This window comes from Streptomyces sp. NPDC032161, assembly GCF_040636995.1.
Lineage (GTDB): Bacteria > Actinomycetota > Actinomycetes > Streptomycetales > Streptomycetaceae > Streptomyces.
This window is the reverse complement of record NZ_JBEZVN010000003.1, coordinates 418,748-435,601: the sequence shown is the minus strand read 5'-3', so window position 1 is coordinate 435,601 and position 16,854 is coordinate 418,748. Positions and strand designations below refer to the sequence as shown.

Annotated in this window: 15 protein-coding genes; 3 read left to right on the top strand and 12 right to left on the bottom strand. The window is 69.0% G+C overall.

Annotated elements, in window-relative coordinates:
- Positions 1-85: 85 nt before the first annotated feature.
- Entirely contained in the window at positions 86-1,309 is a 1,224-nt protein-coding gene (locus AB0E67_RS12325; RefSeq protein ID WP_362024573.1) for an MFS transporter, read from the bottom strand.
- Between the two features lie 415 nt (positions 1,310-1,724).
- On the opposite strand from AB0E67_RS12325, the gene AB0E67_RS12320 reads away from it, so the two are divergent.
- The gene (locus tag AB0E67_RS12320) at positions 1,725-2,900 is read left to right on the top strand and encodes a macrolide family glycosyltransferase (RefSeq protein WP_362024570.1); all 1,176 of its coding nucleotides are present in this window, start codon (positions 1,725-1,727) and stop codon (positions 2,898-2,900) included.
- 84 nt (positions 2,901-2,984) lie between these two features.
- Here AB0E67_RS12320 and AB0E67_RS12315 read toward each other — a convergent pair whose 3' ends face one another.
- From AB0E67_RS12315 to AB0E67_RS12295, 5 genes are all read right to left on the bottom strand, one after another.
- Positions 2,985-3,371 carry a DUF6009 family protein gene (locus tag AB0E67_RS12315; protein ID WP_362024567.1) on the bottom strand — a complete coding sequence of 129 codons (387 nt, stop codon included), beginning with the start codon at positions 3,369-3,371 and terminating at the stop codon, positions 2,985-2,987.
- A 208-nt stretch (positions 3,372-3,579) separates the two neighbouring features.
- Entirely contained in the window at positions 3,580-5,139 is a 1,560-nt protein-coding gene (locus tag AB0E67_RS12310) for a phage/plasmid primase, P4 family (RefSeq protein WP_362024565.1), read from the bottom strand.
- Positions 5,136-6,188 carry a bifunctional DNA primase/polymerase gene (locus tag AB0E67_RS12305; RefSeq protein ID WP_362024562.1) on the bottom strand — a complete coding sequence of 351 codons (1,053 nt, stop codon included), beginning with the start codon at positions 6,186-6,188 and terminating at the stop codon, positions 5,136-5,138. Before AB0E67_RS12305 ends, AB0E67_RS12310 begins: the two co-directional genes overlap by 4 nt.
- Positions 6,189-7,049: 861 nt before the next feature.
- Complete coding sequence (locus AB0E67_RS12300) at positions 7,050-7,466, bottom strand: VOC family protein (protein ID WP_362024559.1); 417 nt, start codon at positions 7,464-7,466, stop codon at positions 7,050-7,052.
- Positions 7,467-7,476: 10 nt separating this feature from the next.
- Positions 7,477-7,923, bottom strand: coding sequence for a helix-turn-helix transcriptional regulator (locus AB0E67_RS12295; RefSeq protein WP_362024556.1), 447 nt, complete (start codon positions 7,921-7,923; stop codon positions 7,477-7,479).
- Between the two features lie 95 nt (positions 7,924-8,018).
- On the opposite strand from AB0E67_RS12295, the gene AB0E67_RS12290 reads away from it, so the two are divergent.
- Entirely contained in the window at positions 8,019-8,429 is a 411-nt protein-coding gene (locus tag AB0E67_RS12290) for a VOC family protein (protein WP_362024553.1), read from the top strand.
- Positions 8,430-8,607: 178 nt separating this feature from the next.
- Complete coding sequence (locus tag AB0E67_RS12285) at positions 8,608-11,025, top strand: excinuclease ABC subunit UvrA (protein ID WP_362024551.1); 2,418 nt, start codon at positions 8,608-8,610, stop codon at positions 11,023-11,025.
- A 190-nt stretch (positions 11,026-11,215) separates the two neighbouring features.
- Here AB0E67_RS12285 and AB0E67_RS12280 read toward each other — a convergent pair whose 3' ends face one another.
- From AB0E67_RS12280 to AB0E67_RS12255, 6 genes are all read right to left on the bottom strand, one after another.
- A complete protein-coding gene (locus AB0E67_RS12280) occupies positions 11,216-12,022 on the bottom strand; it encodes a glucose 1-dehydrogenase (RefSeq protein ID WP_362024548.1) in 807 nt (268 codons plus the stop codon).
- 48 nt (positions 12,023-12,070) lie between these two features.
- Complete coding sequence (locus AB0E67_RS12275) at positions 12,071-12,760, bottom strand: GntR family transcriptional regulator (RefSeq protein ID WP_362024545.1); 690 nt, start codon at positions 12,758-12,760, stop codon at positions 12,071-12,073.
- Between the two features lie 76 nt (positions 12,761-12,836).
- Positions 12,837-13,622 carry an acetoacetate decarboxylase family protein gene (locus tag AB0E67_RS12270; protein WP_362024543.1) on the bottom strand — a complete coding sequence of 262 codons (786 nt, stop codon included), beginning with the start codon at positions 13,620-13,622 and terminating at the stop codon, positions 12,837-12,839.
- A gap of 140 nt (positions 13,623-13,762) precedes the next feature.
- Positions 13,763-14,515 carry an amino acid ABC transporter ATP-binding protein gene (locus AB0E67_RS12265; protein WP_362024540.1) on the bottom strand — a complete coding sequence of 251 codons (753 nt, stop codon included), beginning with the start codon at positions 14,513-14,515 and terminating at the stop codon, positions 13,763-13,765.
- 4 nt (positions 14,516-14,519) lie between these two features.
- Complete coding sequence (locus AB0E67_RS12260) at positions 14,520-15,620, bottom strand: amino acid ABC transporter permease (RefSeq protein WP_362024538.1); 1,101 nt, start codon at positions 15,618-15,620, stop codon at positions 14,520-14,522.
- A 2-nt stretch (positions 15,621-15,622) separates the two neighbouring features.
- Positions 15,623-16,342, bottom strand: coding sequence for an ABC transporter substrate-binding protein (locus AB0E67_RS12255; RefSeq protein WP_362024536.1), 720 nt, complete (start codon positions 16,340-16,342; stop codon positions 15,623-15,625).
- Between the last annotated feature and the right edge of the window lie 512 nt (positions 16,343-16,854).

The window sequence follows — 16,854 nt, the reverse complement described above, 5'->3', positions numbered from 1 at the left end:
TGATGGTTCCCTCAACCTCTCGAATCGTACGTTTCCGTGATTCTGGCACAGCCGAATCCGCCGGGGCGTGGATGGTGCGGACGGGTCAGGCGGTCTTCCTGGTGCCGCGGATCAAGCTGATCAGTACGCAGAGCGCGAGTGCGGCCACCACCGCGCTGAACGTCTCGCCGGCCGGGCGCAGACTGGTCTGCCGGATCAGGACCCCTACGCCGATGGCGGGCACGGCGAGCATGGAGTACAGGATGGCGAAGAAGGTGGAGACCGACGCGCCGCGGTGCTGCGGGGCACTGCGCGTGGTGATGCCGCCGATTCCGTGACCGACGGCGATTCCCGTCGCGAGTCCGTTCACCGCGGCGCCGATGAGCAGAGGCGCGAGGGTACTGGTGTCCATGGCCACCGCGATCAGGGCGGCGGCTGCGATCAGTCCGACGCATGCCACGGGCAACGCCGTGCCGGGCCGGAGGAGACGGACCAGAAGCTGACCGAAGGCGGTGCACGCGAAGGCGATGAAGACCACGAGACCGGTCAGCGTATGGCTGGACTGGTTCAGCACGGTCCCCAGGAACAGGCCCGTCACGGCGGTGAGGACGCCGAGAACGGCGAAACCGGCGCCTGCCGCCATGGCCGAGCGCAGGAAGTCCGACCGGATCTCGCTCGGAATGCGCAGGGGCTGGAACCGGAAGGAGAAGCCGGTCCGGTGGTCGGAGCTCTCGCCGCCCATCACGACCCCGAGCATGCCGATGGCGGCGAGGACGAGCATCACCACCCAGGGCGTACGGAGCGGAGACGGCGCGACGTCTGCCAGGACGCCCGCCAGCAGCGTGCCGCACGTGAGGCCGCCCATGTTCGCGAACAGTGCGAGGGTGGCCGGCTTGACGCGGCTGTGCTGTCCGAGCCGTTCGGTGAGCGAGGCGGTGGCGGCGCCGGTGACGAGCGCTGCGGAGAACCCGGAGACGACCCGTGCGACGAGCATCGCCGCGACGTTCTGGGCGAGTACGAACACGAGGGCGGCGTACACGGACAGCAAGGTCGAGGCGATCAGGACGGGGCGGCGCCCCACCTGGTCGGAGAGCCGCCCGAAGGCCAGCAGTCCGACCACGACGCCGATGGCGTAGACGGCGAAGACCACCGTGACGGTGAACGGTGTGAAGCCGAAGGCGTCTCCGTACAGCGGATAGAGAGGCGTGGGCGCCGTCGTGCCGGCCATGGTGATCCAGAAGGCGAAGGCCACGCCGAACACGGCCGGGCCACTGCCGCGGGCCCCTGTCGTCGCGCCGGTCCGATCGGCGGGGATGGTCGATTTTCCCACTGGGTGACCTCTCGGGAGTGCGGTCGTGGCTGGATCAGCAGAGCAAGAAGAGTAGACACACCGTTGCGTCTAATCCAAAGACTAGACGAGTCGTTGCGTCAACTCAACGGGGTGCTGCGTGCGTGATCCGCCGGCCGCTCGCTTCGCCGGGAGGCGCCCAGCAAGCTGATGGCCTATCAGAACAGGGCGGCCGTCACCGAAGTCGCCGAAAAACGTGGTGCCCGACGCCCCGGCGGCGGGCTAGGGTGCCGAGCATGAACTTGTTCCAGATCTACGGCTGACGCGCACGGGGCGGACCCCGCTCTCGTATCGCACCCCCATGTGCCGCTCCCGCGACGGGTCTTCTTCTCGCGGCAGTGAGCGCACGGGTTCGTGTTGCCCTTTTTCGCCATAGACCTGAAATGAGTGATCTTCCATGACCCGTCGCCGTGCCCACATCGCGATGGTCGGCATTCCCGCCGTCAGTCACGTCCTGCCCAGTCTCGAGGTCATTCGCGAGCTGGTGGCCCGGGGGCATCGGGTGACCTATGCCAACGACCCGGCGGTGGCCGACCGGATCACGGCCGTCGGCGCCGAACTGGTCCCGTGCACCTCCACGTTGCCGGTCGCCGACAACAGCTGGCCCGACGAACCCGTCGCCGTGATGGACCTCTTCCTCGGCAACGCCGTTCAGGCACTCCCCCAGCTGCGCGCCGCCTACGACCACGACCCGGCGGACCTCTACCTGTACGACATCGGCGCCTACGCCGCACGCGCCCTCGCCGAGGCGCAGGGCCGACCCCTCATGCAGCTGTCCCCGACCTACGTGGCCTGGGACGGCTACGACCAGGACGTCGCGGCACACCTGTGGCGGCTGCCGGGCGCCGACGCGTACCGGACGAGGTTCGCGCGGTGGCTCGCCGAGTGCGGGGCGTCCACCACCGACGTGGACGCCTTCTCCGGCCGCCCCGCACGGACCCTCGCGCTGATCACCCGGGCGATGCAGCCGCACTCCGACCGGGTCGACACCGGCACGGTGACCTTCGTCGGGCCCTGCTTCGACGCCCGTGAGAGCGAGGGAAGCTGGACCCGCCCGGCCGATGCGGAGAACGTGCTGCTGGTCTCCCTGGGATCGGCGTTCACCCGTCGGCCGGAGTTCTACCGCCAGTGCCTGGCGGCGTTCGGTGACCGGCCCGACTGGCACGTCGTCCTCCAGATCGGGAAGTACACCGATCCGCGAGAACTCGGCACCATCCCGTCCAACGTCGAGGTGCACTCCTGGGTCCCCCAGCGGGCGATCCTGGAGCAGGCGGACGCCTTCGTCACCCACGCCGGTATGGGCGGCTGCGGTGAAGGGCTGATGGCCGGCGTTCCGATGATCGCCGTCCCCCAGGCCGCCGATCAGTTCACCAACGCCGACCGCCTCGTGGAACTGGGCGTGGCCCGCCGCATCGACACCGAGGACGCCACCGCCGAGACCCTGCGGAACGCCCTGGACGGCCTCGTCGCCGACCCGGAGGTCGCCAGCCGCTCGGCGCAGCTGCGCGCCGACGCGCGGGCCGAGGGCGGCACCATGCGCGCCGCCGATCTCATCGAGAACCTGCTGGGCTGATCCCTGCCCCGGGGGAACGCGCCGGGCCAGGTACGGACCGGGGGTGGTGGGGCGGTTTCCGCTCCACCACCCCCGGTCCGTCGGCTACGGCGAAGGCTGGGGCGTCGCCGTAGCGGTGCCCCGCTGGGAACGCGGGGTCTTCTCGCCCGCCTTGTTGGGCTGGATGGTCCTCGGGTCGACGGCCTCGCCCGGCGCGCCCTGGCGGTAGACGCCGTCGGGGTCGGAGTCGCGGTCGTGGGGCAGGAGGAAGAACACACGACGCCGGTAGAGGCCGCTGTCCGGGTCGGCTTCGGCGGTGGCGTCGAGTTCGACGTAGCCGATCATCCGCCCGTCGCGGGCGTAGCGGGGTCTGCTGCGCCTGCGGGGGGTTTTGTCCAGGGCCTGGCGGACGTAGTCGAGGTGCTCGGTGTCTTCCAGCCACACCACGTGGGCTTCGTGGGTGAGGTCGCCGTCGGTCAGTAGCGAGCTCATGGCCACGACCTCTCCTTCGTCCGCGTGCACCGGTCCGGGTGGTGCCTGAATTGTGTACCGCTGTTCCGCTGAGGTCTCCGGGATCTCGTCCCCGGTCGGGGGACGTGCGCCCGTTGGGCCGCGTCTCCATGGTAGAGGGGGGCGCGGGGCGAGTGCATGGGTCGGCGTCGCGACCGATGTGCAGGATGGTGGTGGGTACGGATGTCGTTCACTGTTCGGCTGCCAGGGCGAGGTTTGGGTAGAACTTGCGGCCGTTGGATTTGATCATGTCGGCGGGTGAGGCGAGACCGACCTCCTGACGGACCCGGGTGGCGAAGGTTCGGGTGGTCGCGGGGCGGATGCCTTCGCTCGTGGTGCACCAGGTGCTGTAGGAGGCGTAGAGCAGACCCTGCTCCACGCGGAGTTCCGGCCGTTCGGGGTCGTGGATGCAGCACTCGGTGAGGAAACGGCCGATGTGGTCTTCGGTGTTGGCGTAGGCGGTGGTGGCGATGCGGACCCTGTCGGGGCCGGCGAGGGTGTCGCGGGTGGCGAGGTAACGGCGGGCGCCTTCGGTGAGCCAGTGCAGGATGCCGGGGCCCTCGTCGACGACGAGTTCGACGGCCAGGTTGTCGATCTTCCGTTCGTCCGGGACGATCCGCTCGAAGGGCAGCAGACGGATGCGGCGCCAGAAGGCGAAGCCGCCGGTGGACACCTCGGGCCTGTGGTTGCCGAGCAGCCACAGGTGGTGGGTCGGGGTGAACGAGAAGTAGTCCTGCCGCATGCGGCGGGCCTTGATCTTGTCGCCGCCGGTGAGGAGGCGTACGCGGGCCTCGTCGAAGCGGTCGTTCGGCTTGAGCTCGCTGCAGACGATCAGGCGGCGCCCGTGGAGCTCGGTGAGCTCGGTGGAGTGCTCGGAGAACGCACCTCGGTCCATCAGGAAGCCGGGCGGGGCGGCGTCGGCGTAGTCGCCCAGGATCTGGATCATCACGTCGAGAAGGACGGACTTGCCGTTCTTGCCCTGTCCGTGGAGGAAGGGAAGGACCTGCGCGCCGACGTCGCCGGTGATGGAGTAACCGAGCAGCAGATGCAGGAAGTCGATCATCTCCTGGCCCTCGGCGTCGTCGCCGAAGGTGTCCGCCAGGAACCGGTGCCACCGGGGGGTGGGCATGTCCCGGGGGCCGACGCTGGTGGCCCGCGAGTGGAAGTCCCGGGTGGGGTCGGGTTTGCGGAGGCGGCCGGTCTTGAGGTCGACGATGCCGTCGGGCGTGCACAGGGCGTAGGGGTCGCCGTCGAGGGTGTCGGGGTCGACGGAGAGGTCCGGGGACGCCTTGGCCTGGGTCAGCAGGGCCTTCATCCCGGTGGTCGACAGGGTGCGCTTCTTGTGGAGACGCAGTTCCCGGTCGCCGAAGATGCCCCTGGGGTCCGAGTCCGGCATGTCCTCGGCCATCTCCCCCGCTGCCCACAGGGCCGCCTTCTCGCCGCCCGAACGCTTCCAGCGGTAGCCGTCCCAGGAGTACCAACCCAGGCCCTCCACGTGCCGGAACTGGTCGCGGTAGAGGCGCGCGAACAGCTTCGCGTTGCCCCGGTCCGTCAGCGTGCCGGGCAACTGCCCCGGCGGCGGCCAGGCTGCCGGGGACGCGATTGCTCCGGGAACGGCCTGGGCAGGCAGAGCGGCCGCGGTATGCGAGGGCATCGCGGCGGCCGGCGCGGGCTCTTCCCGGGCTTCGAGGTCGAGCATCTGCTGAGCGGCGGCAGTGGCGTCGAAGCGCGTGCTCTCGGCACTGCTCATGAACGTCCTTCGGGGTGGAGCGGTCGGACGGCCCCGGCTGCGAGACCGTCGTGGATGATCTTCTCGTTTCGTGAACCCTGCCAGGGGCGGGCCCGGGTGGCGGCGGCCGTGAGCAGTTCCCGGACCTCGTCCTCCTGGAGGTGGCCCGCGGCGACCAGCCCTCCGGCGGTGAACGCGGCCCGGTTGAGCTTCTCGGTGAAGCCCGCTCCCTCCCTCGTCGCCTCGCACCGGGCGACCTCGTCGACGAGCGGGGCCAGGATCCTGTGCGCGGCCTTCGGGCGCCGGGCCCGCCGCGCGCCGGGGACGACGGGCCTCACGAGGGGCGCAGGGGGGCGCAGGGGCGTCCGGGACGGCTCGGGGGGTACGACGTGGCCGGTGCGGGCCAGTTCGGCCGCGAGCCAGGACGGCAGGGACGCGGGCATCCGGGCGGTGCCCAGGGCCTCGTAGACGCCCTGGGTGGTCCGGGTCGTCGGAGCGACGATGTACCCGCCCTCGGCCCGTACGTCGACCTGCCAGGCCAGCGCGACCTTGGGGCTGGAGCCGGCCGAGGAGCGGTACCGGATCCCCGGGTCGGGGTTCCGGTACCAGATGTGGAGCCCGCCGGAGGGGGTCCGTACGCGCAGGGTGTTCTCGTCCTCGGCCGGGGCGGGGTGTCCTCGGAAGGCGGCGAGCAACGCCAGCGTGTCGAATCCGGAGGCCAGGCCCGTGAGGTTGACGGACTCGTGGATCGGGATTCCCGGGAGCAGGCGGCTCCGGTCGGGGACCGGGGCGGAGTGGGCGTCGACGTCGATGACGATCAGGTCGGCGGGGCCGCACGCCACCCCCACTCCGGAGCGGGGGCTGTCGGTCCACCACTTCTCGATGCGCCGAAGGTCCGTGGTCCCTGCGTGGAAGCCGTGGCAGGGACGTCCTGCGGGGAGGCAGGGGCAGGTGCGGGGGTCGTGGTGCCGGCCCCTGCAGTCCGCACAGTTCCCGGCCGGGGTCTTCCGGCCGGGGGCCAGCGGGTGGACGGGCCAGCCGTGTCCGGCGCACCAGCGGGCGACGGACATCGACGACACCTGCCGGGCAGGGGAAGCTCCGGGGCTCGTCTCACCGTGGCGCCGCACGCAGTCGTCCTTGTCCGTCCGGTCGTAAAGGCTTCGGTCCCTGCCTCTGACGCCGCTGGTCACATGGCCTCTCGGCCCGCCGACAGGGACTGAAGGGACTGTCATTCGGAATGAGTGTAGGCATGTCCCCCTTGCCCATCCTGTCATCTCCCCCGCGTGCCGTTATCTGATTCTCAGTCCCTTGAGTCCCTTCGGGGACCCCCCGGCACGCCGGAACGACCGTCAAAGTCACGTTATATACCGTTTTCCCGAGCGGAGGAATGCCCCGTCAGGCGGGGGCGCATCCAGGTTCTCGCGCGCTCTGGCACGCCGATTCTTGGCAAGTAGGAAAACCGGTTGGCGGCTCGGGGACTGAAGCGAGGGACCAGGGACCGAACGGGGCGCGTTGGTCCCTGGCTTCGGTCCCTGCACATCTCCGCAGGTCAGAGGGGGTATGACCCCCCGATCAGGGACTGAAGGGACTCAAATCTCTAATTATGAGCCAGATACGTATTGAGTCATATGAGATACACGCGGGCGCGCATACACACATGCGTAGTGAGCTTATAACTAGGGATTTGAGTCCCTTCAGTCCCTGTTTCAGGGGTGCACACCGCTCTGACCTGGGCTTTTATCAGGGACTGAAGCCCAGGGACCGAACAGGGACCAGTCACTGGGGTCGGTCCCTGGACCCTCCGTCCCTGCCGGTCCCTGCGTGGGCGGGCGGACTGCTCACAGGGACTGAACCACCGTCGGCCGCCGCCGGGCCGGTTCAGTCCCTGCCGGGGGCCCGCTCCCCGCCGCAGGGACCGGGCCCCCGGCGGCTCAGCCGCGGAGGGGCTGGTTGAAGCGCAGCAGGTTCCCCGCGGGGTCGCGGAAGGCGCAGTCGCGGACGCCGTACGGCTGGTCCATGGGCTCCTGCAGCACTTCGCCGCCCGCCGCGCGGATGCGCTCGAAAGTGGCGTCGCAGTCGTCCGTCGTGAAGATGACGCCTCTCAGCAGGCCCTTGGCCATCAGCTCCGCCATGGCCCGCCGGTCGTCGGGCGAGGCGTTCGGGTCGGCGAGGGGCGGCTCCAGGACGATGCTCACGTCCGGCTGGGAGGGTGCTCCGACGGTCACCCAGCGCATCCCCTCGAACCCGACGTCGTTGCGGACCTCAAGGCCGAGCACGTCGCGGTAGAAGGAGATCGCCTTGTCGTGGTCGTCGACGGCGATGAAACATTGCGAAAGTCTGATATCCATGCCGCTCACGCTACGGCCGTGCTGCAGGGCCCGCTTCTTCGTCGCGCACCGTCTCCCCGTTCCGTACCGGCCGCGTGTGGAGCTGGGCCATGCACGCCGGAATCGCGGCGCCGTGCTCGTGGCTCCGGGCCCGGTAGGCGCTCGGGCTCTCGCCGACCAGCTCGGTGAAGCGGGAGCTGAACGACCCCAGCGACGTACAGCCGACCGAGAAGCAGACCTCGGTCACCGTGAGGTCGCCGCGTCGCAGGAGTGCCTTGGCCCGCTCGATACGACGGGTCATCAGGTAGCTGTACGGCGTCTCGCCGAAAGCGGCGCGGAAGCTGCGGGAGAAGTGGCCCGGCGACATCAGGGCACCCCGCGCCAGCGTCGGGACGTCGAGCGGCTCGGCGTAGTCGCGGTCCATCCGGTCGCGGGCCCGCCGCAACCGGACGAGATCGTCGAGGTCCTGCCGTTTCACCCGAGCAGTTTCGCACAGCACTCACTCATGGCTGGTCGGATACCGATCAGGAATGGAGAAGCGTCGGTCGAGGGGCCCTCCCTAGCCTGATCTCCATGGACATCACCCTTCACTGGACCTTCCTTCCGCACACGGACCCGGACGCCTCCCTGGCGTTCTACCGCGACCTTCTCGGCTTCGAGGTCCGCAAGGACGTCGGAGCCGGCGCGATGCGCTGGATCACGGTGGGCTCCGCCGCCCAGCCCGGCACGTCCATCGTCCTGGAGCCGCCGGCCACCACACCCGGCATCACCGACGACGAACGCCGCACCATCGCGGAGATGATGGCCAAGGGCAGCTATGCCCGCATCACCCTGGCCACCGGCGACCTCGACGGGACCTTCGAGCGTGTGCGGGCCGGTGGCGCCGAGATCGTCCAGGAGCCCACCGAGCAGCCGTACGGTCTCCGCGACTGCGCCTTCCGCGACCCCGCGGGCAACCTGGTCCGCATCAACGAGCTGGGCTGAGCCGCACAGGACGCGTACAGGCCTGCCGCCCCGGCACACCGCACACGTCCGCCGGGGCGGCGATCCCCCCGGGCCGGGCCGCCGCCCGGCGGAGAACCAGACATACTGCTCGACGCCGGTCCAGGCGACACCGACGGAGACCGTGGCAACGCGGTCCCGCCCGACAGACGGAGACATGATGAGTATGGCCAAGAGGACGGACACGCAGTCGCCTGCGCCGCACATCGCCGACAGCCACGACCTGATCCGCGTGCACGGCGCACGGGAGAACAACCTCAAGGACATCAGCATCGAGATCCCGAAGCGCCGCCTGACGGTGTTCACCGGGGTCTCCGGCTCGGGCAAGAGCTCGCTGGTGTTCGACACGATCGCCGCCGAGTCGCAGCGGCTGATCAACGAGACCTACAGCGCCTTCGTGCAGGGCTTCATGCCGACGTCGGCGCGCCCCGAGGTCGACGTGCTGGAGGGACTGACGACCGCGATCGTCGTCGACCAGCAGCGTATGGGCGCCGACCCCCGCTCCACGGTCGGCACGGCCACCGACGCCAACGCGATGCTGCGCATCCTCTTCAGCAGGCTCGGGCAGCCGCACATCGGCTCTCCCAACGCGTTCTCCTTCAACGTCCCCTCGGTCCGGGCGAGCGGCGCGATCACCGTCGAACGCGGCAACAAGAAGACCGAGAAGGTCACTTTCACGCGCACCGGCGGCATGTGCCCCGGCTGCGAGGGACGGGGTGCGGTTACCGCTCTCGACCCCGCCCAGCTCTACGACGACGCCAAGTCGCTCGGCGAGGGGGCGCTCACGATTCCCGGCTACAAGGCGGGTGGCTGGAACTACCGGCTCTACACCGAGTCGGGCCTGTTCGACCCCGACAAGCCGATCCGCGAGTACACCGCGAAGGAGCTGCACGACCTCCTCCACCACGAGCCGACCCGGATGAAGATCGCGGGCATCAACATGACCTACGAGGGTCTGATCCCGCGGGTCCAGAAGTCGATGCTCTCCAAGGACCGGGAGGCGATGCAGCCGCACATCCGGGAGTTCGTGGACCGGGCGGTCACCTTCACCACGTGCCCCGAGTGCGACGGCACCCGGCTCAGCGAGGCGGCCCGGTCGTCGAAGATCGAGGGGATCAGCATCGCCGACGCGTGCGCGATGCAGATCAGCGACCTGGCCGAATGGGTCCGCGCCCTCGACGAGCCCTCCCCCGGCTCTCCGAACACGCGATACTCCATGGTGGCCCCGCTGCTCACCGCGCTGGGACGGACGCTCGACTCGTTCGTGGAGATCGGACTGGGGTACCTCTCGCTCGACCGCCCCTCGGGCACGCTGTCCGGCGGCGAGGCGCAGCGCGTCAAGATGATCCGCCACCTCGGCTCCTCGCTCACCGACACCACGTACGTCTTCGACGAACCCACCACGGGCCTGCACCCGCACGACATCAGCCGGATGAACGACCTCCTGCTCCGGCTGCGGGACAAGGGCAACACGGTGCTCGTCGTCGAGCACAAGCCGCAGACCATCGCCATCGCCGACCACGTCGTCGATCTCGGCCCCGGCGCCGGTACGGCGGGCGGCACCGTCTGCTTCGAGGGCACCGTCGAGGGACTGCGGGCCGCCGACACCGTCACCGGACGCCATCTCGACGACCGGGCCTCCCTCAAGAAGTCCGTGCGCGAGCACACCGGTGCCCTGGAGATCCGCGGCGCGACGGAGCACAACCTGCGAGGCGTCGACGTCGACATCCCGCTCGGGGTGCTCGTCGTCGTCACCGGCGTCGCCGGTTCCGGCAAGAGCTCGCTCCTGCACGGGTCGATACCCGCCGACGCGGGAGTGGTGTCGGTGGGGCAGGACCAGATCCGGGGTTCGAGGCGGAGCAACCCGGCGACGTACACAGGGCTCCTCGACCCGATCCGCAAGGCGTTCGCGAAGGCCAACGGGGTGAAGCCCGCGCTGTTCAGCGCCAACTCCGAGGGGGCTTGCCCGAATTGCAAGGGCGCCGGTGTCGTCTACACCGACCTGGCGATGATGGCGGGCGTCGCCTCCACCTGCGAGGAGTGCGAGGGCAAGCGGTTCGAGGCGTCGGTTCTGGACCACCGCCTCGGGGGCCGCGACATCAGCGAGGTGCTCGCCATGTCGGTGACCGAGGCCGAGGAGTTCTTCGGTACGGGCGAGGCGCGCACACCGGCAGCGCACCGCGTCCTCGGCCGACTCGCCGACGTCGGCCTCGGCTACCTCAGCCTCGGACAGCCGCTCACCACGCTGTCCGGCGGGGAACGGCAACGGCTCAAGCTGGCCACCCACATGGCCGAGAAGGGCGGTGTCTACGTCCTCGACGAGCCGACCACCGGCCTGCACCTCGCCGACGTGGAGCAGCTGCTCGGCCTGCTCGACCGGCTCGTCGACTCCGGGAAGTCGGTGGTCGTCATCGAGCACCACCCGGCGGTCATGGCCCACGCCGACTGGATCATCGACCTCGGCCCCGGAGCGGGCCACGACGGCGGCCGGATCGTCTTCGAGGGCACCCCCGCCGACCTCGTCGCCGCCCGCTCCACCCTCACCGGCGAACACCTCGCGGACTACGTCGGCGTCTGACGGGGCTGCCTGACGCCCGTCAGACGCCCGTCAGGGCCGTTCCGGCCATCGGCCCCTGTTCGGGGCCCCGCTCGCCCGGAAGGGGCCCTGAGGCGGGAGCAGCGTCCGGCGGGCCGGCGGGAGGCCGACTTTGGAGGCGCGCCTGCTCCGGAGGACGTGCCCGGCCCCTGAACCGGCCGACAGCGTCCGGCTACAGCGCCACCACCCAGCCGCCGTCGACCGTCAGGGTGTGACCGGTCACGTACGCGGACGCCGCCGAGGCCAGGAAGACCACGGCACCTCCGAGATCACCGGGTTCACCGATGCGCCCGAGCGGGATGTGAGTGTCCACGAGCCGGTCCTCCTCGGCCCGGTCGGGCAGGAGGTCCGTGGTCATGGCGGTACGCATGTAGCCGGGCGCGATGGCATTGACCCTGATGCCGTACCGTCCCCATTCGTACGCCATGTTCTTGGTGACCTGGACGACGGCGGCCTTGGACGCGTCGTACACGGAGGAACGCTCACCGTCGACCACGAGACCGCCGATGGAGGCGAGGTTGATGATCCGTCCGCCCCCGCGCTCCCGCATGGCCCGCGCCGCGCGCTGCGCGGTGAAGTAGGTGCCGCGCAGGTTGACGGAGAGCGTGGTGTCGAACTCCTCGGGGGTGGCCTCCAGGGCGCTGTTGCGCAGCGAGACGCCCGCGTTGTTCACCAGGACGTCCGGACTGTCCCCGGACGCCTCCAGGGCGTCGAACGCTGCGTCGACCCCGCTCGGCCGCGTGGCGTCGAGTTCCAGCGGGGAGCAGTCGATCGCGTGCTCCCCGAGGTACGCGCACGTCTCCTCGGCGGCCTTCGGGTCGAGGTCGGAGACGATGACCCGGGCGCCCGCCGCGCCCAGTGCGAGGCACTGAGCACGGCCCAGCCCGCCCGCCGCGCCCGTGACCAGGGCGGTCTGTCCGGACAGCGAGAAGCGACCGAACGGGGCGGCGGAGACGAAAGCGGTGCGATTGGCTGGCATGGAACGGCGCTCCTCGTGTCGGGCCGGGCGAGACGCGGTGGGGGCTGCCTACAGCCCGTAGTCGGTGAGAATCCGCACGACCTTCTGGGAGTCGTGCAGTACGTGCTCGCGGATATGTGTGGCGGCGGCCTCGGTGTCCTGCCGGACTATGGCCTCGGCCAGCGGCCGGTGATCGACGGCGGTGCCGCCGGGAGACTTCACGGCCTTCGAGCAGAAGTACCACTGCCGCAGCGCGAGATTGAAGTGGATCTCGGCAGTGGCCGAAAGGTGCTCGTTGCGGGTCATGGCGTACATCGCACGGTGGAACGCGGCGTCCAGGTCGATGCACTCCTGGAGATTGGTGGTCGCCGCCTGCTGCTCGGCGAGCGCCAGCAGATGCCGCTTCTCCGCGTCCGAGCCCCGGCGGCAGGCCAGAACCGCGGCGAGCGCCTCCAGTTCGAGCCTGAGCTCGGTCACGGACCGGGAGTTCTTGAGGGCGATGTCGGTGGCGTAGGTTCCGCTGCGGGGGTACACCACCACGAGCCGCTCGAAGACGAGCCGTCTGATCGCCTCGCGCATGGGGGATGCTCCGAAGCCGAGACTGCTGCGCAACTCCGGCTCGCTGAGTCGTTCCCCGGGCATGATCTCGCAGCGCACCAGTCGCGAGCACAAGGCGTTGTAGGCCGAGGCGCTGAGCAGATTCGAAGCGGACGCCTCGCCGTCGGCCGCGGAATCGCCGACGACTTTCACAGAACGCACGGACGACCTCTCTGTGTGGGGGTGGGGGCGTCAACGGCGGGGCCATTGACGCCGCGGGCAGTTGACTGTGAGCAGGCTACGCGTTGGTCACTGGCGTGGTGCCCTGCGCCCCGGGACCCGCGAGCAGGTCGTCGATCACGGTGGATATGCCGTTCTCGACGGTGCAGGCGTAGTCGCCGACGGAGTATTCGCCGCCGAGAACGTCCACCAGCTTGAGTTCGACGCCGTTGACGGCGAGAGCGGAGGACAACTCGACCTCGGCCGGGCCGAAGGACTTGTGCTTCAGGACGAAGTCCTTGGAGGTGTCGCGCGAGATGATCTCGAACGTCTTGAAGCCCGGTCCGTTCGCCTCGGGGAGTGCGTGCACCTGGAGGTGCGGATACAGGCGCATGTCCGACCAGGCGTCGGCGGAGTACCCGTCCTGTGTCGACATCGCGATGCGGAAGATCCGGGACCCCGCGCGGGTGACCGTGCCGTGGGCACCGCTTTCGCTGTCGGTCAGCTCGATCTCGGCGTACTGCTTGGGGTAGCCCCAGACCTCGCGGCCGAAGGCCACGCTCCAGGGCTGGTCCTCGAACTCGAAGAAGTAGGTCACCGCCTTCCGGTCCTTGTACCGGACCGGGATGACGACCCCGGAGTCGTAGAAGGCGCCCGGGGTCGCGTTGCCGAAGTCCGCGATCTGGACGACGAAGCGGTCGTCGGCCGGCTCGAACGGCGTCGGATCCAGCAGAGAGGCGAGGTTCGCGGCGTCTCCTCGGCAGTAGACCGAGAGCGTCCGGAGGTCCTGCGACCAGTACGGCTGGTCGCCGCCGGGGTAGCCGAGGTACTTGAAGAAGTTCTTCGTGTCGTAGTGCTGAGTCACGTCAACTCCGTTTCGGAACAGGGTTTTTTGCGTCGATGAGGCGTTGTGATGCGGGATGCGGCGCGGACGCCTGCGGCCGGTGCCGTGACCGGCAGCGCTCGCTCGTCCGGAGGGGAACCATTGCCGTGACGGGACGGCCCTCAGTTCCGTCCCGCCTCGTGAATCCGGCGGAGGAACGTCTTCAGTTCCGGAGTGCGAGGGTCGTTGAAGATCTGCTCGGGCGGCCCCTGCTCCAGGATGATTCCTTTGTGCAGGAAGCAGAGTTGGGACGAGATCTCCCTGGCGAAGGGCAGCTCATGAGTGGTCATCATCATCGTGATGCCGTCGTCCGCCAGTTCCCGGACGAGGTTGAGCACCTCGATCACCAGCTCCGGGTCCAGAGCCGACGTGATCTCGTCCAGCAGCAGCACCTCGGGGCGCATCAGCATGGCCCGGGCGATCGCCACCCGCTGCTGCTGTCCGCCCGAGAGCTGCTCGGGATAGGCGTCCGCCTTGTCCTTGAGCCCCACGCGTTCGAGCATGACGCGTGCGTCGGCCTCCGCCTGGGCCTTCGAGGCGACCCTGGCGCGGACCGGTGTGAGGGTGCAGTTCCGCAGGACCGTCATGTGCGGGAAGAGGTTGAAGCTCTGGAACACGATGCCGACCCTGCGGCGCAGCCTGACCAGGTCGACCCCCTCGCCGGAGACGACGTCGCCGTTGAGCGAGATCCTTCCGCCCTGAATCGGTTCGAGCCCGTTGACGCAGCGCAGGAGTGTCGACTTCCCGGATCCGGACGCGCCGATGAGGGTGACGACCTCGTTCCGTTCGACAGCGAGATCGACGCGGTCCAGCACCGTGGTGGCGCCGTACTTCTTCGTGACCTGTTCCAGGGCCACATGTGCGGTTGTCGTCATGGTGTCAGACTCTCTTCAGCTTTGTGCCGGAGCGGGCCAGCAGGTAGTCGACGAAGCGGGTCTGCGGGATGGTGACGAGAACGAAGACGAAGCACACGGCGGTCACCGCGGAGAGGTTGAAGTCGTTGGCGGAGTAGATCTTCGCCTGGCTGAAGGCGTCGATGATTCCGACGACGATGACCAGCGCCGTGTCCTTCTGCAGCCCGATGAACTGGCTCAGCATGGGGGCCGCGATGTTCCGCGACATCTGCGGCAGGATGACGAATCTGAGGACGTCCGGCTGCGAGAGGCCCATGGAGAGCGCCGCCGAGGTCTGCCCCGGGTTGATGGACTCGATGCCGGCGCGGAAGAGCTCGGCGTTGTACGCGCTGTACGTGAGCGCCAGGGCAGCGATGGCGTAGACGATCGGATCGCCCTCGCTGAGCACGGGCACCTCGGTCAGGGGAAGGCCGAAGCAGACCAGATAGATCAGCACCACGGACGGAATGCCGCGGAACACGTCGATGTAGGTGATCGCCAGCACCCGGACCGGCCAGAAGCCCTTTCCCGGCAGCAGCCGCGCCACGGCGAGGACCAGCCCGAAGAGCATGGCCAGGATCTGTGCGCCGACGGCGATCTCGATGTTGATGAGGAGGGCCTTGAAGACGTCGCCCAGGCTCTCCGTCATGAACGACATGTTGAAGAAGGTCTTCTGGACCGCACCGTCATTGGTGAAGACGAGCAGGCCCGCCACCGCCACGACGGCGACGAACCCGGTCAGGCCGAACGAGGACACCGATGCGCTCCTGGACCGGGCGGCGGCGACCCGCGACTCGGTGCAGTGCCCGGCCTCCCACTCCTCGTCCGAGAGCCTGTGACGCCGGAGGGCAAGCAGGAGCGGCCCGCCGAGGACGACGACCGGCAGCACGACTCCGAACACGAGCCGGGACGTCTGGCCGGAGGTGAGGGTTCCGGCGAACTCGTAGCACAACACGACGGCCAGCAGGGCGAGGACCGCTGCCCCGCTGAGGTACCCCGAGGTGCGCAGCGGACGAGCGGGGGCGAAGCCCTCTCCGCCGGGTGCGGGTCTGTCGGTGGAGTCCTTGTCGAGCGTTCGGGCATTCATGGTCAGGCACTCCAGTCAGGAAGTGCGTGCGGGTCGCCGCCGAGGATCGGATTGAGCCACTTGTCCATGATCGACTTCAGGGTGCCGTCCTTCTCCATGTCGGCGAGGATCTGGTTCATCACCTCGACGTTCGGCGATCCCTTGGGGAGCAGTGGGGCGACATCGCCGCCGACCGGGTACCTCCCGACGACCTCGAGCTTTCCGTCCGACTTGGCGGCACGGGGCATGACGGTCGCCGTGTCGTTCAGCGCGGCGTCGATCTGGCCGGAGAGCACGGCGTTGAAGAGGTCGTCGTTGGAGCTGAACACCCGGACCCGCTTGGGCTTCAGGGTGTCGTCGGCGAACTTCAGCTGGAGCGATCCGGCCAGAACGCCGACGGTCGAGTTCTTGATGTCCGACCGCGAGAGACCGGAACCGGTCTTGGTGAGGACTCCGGTCTCGTACGTGTTGTACGGGGTGGCGAAGTCGACGGCCTTGCGCCGTTCCGGAGTGACGAGGATGTCCCACACCGCGAAGTCGAAGTTGGACGACTTGGCCGTCACCAGCGCCTCGAAGGAGGCGTTGACCAGAGTGATCTTCTTGAGCCCCGCCCGGTTGGCGATCTCCGCGTCGAGGCAGTACATGTAGCCGCCGTCGATGGTCTCCAACGTGTTGCCCCGGTATCCCGCGGGGAAGGGCAGCGAGGCCGCGACGGTCAGTTCGCCCGCCTTCTTCGTCTTCATCTCATGAATCCGGGGGTCCTTGGTGACCTCGCAGTCCCCGAACGGTTTCGCCCGATGTGCGGAGTCCGCCCCGGTCCCACCGGAACAGGCTGTGAGTGCGACGAGGGAAGTGGCCGTGACCACTATGCCGCTGATTCTCAGTGACTTCTTCATGTGCGACCTCTGGGGAGGATGACTTCGGAGTACGAGGAGCAGCCCGAGTCCACGCCATGCACTGCCGCGCGAACCTTGGAACATCACTGATATTTCAGTGATGTGGGACACAGGCTATACATGGGCGTTCGTTTTTGGCCAGACCTTGTCTCAAAGTGAGATGTGAGGCTGCGTCACGGTCGATCGGCCGGCAACGGCGGTCGCTGCCCCGCCCGTCGACCCTGCGGCCGGTCCGGCTCCGCTGGAACCCTGAAGCGAGGGCCTGGCGGCCCGTACGTGATCGAGGCGCTCGCCTGCACCGGCCGACCTGGCTCGCGGTCCACGGCCGCCCCGAGGGGCACCGATACGGGTCCCGCCCG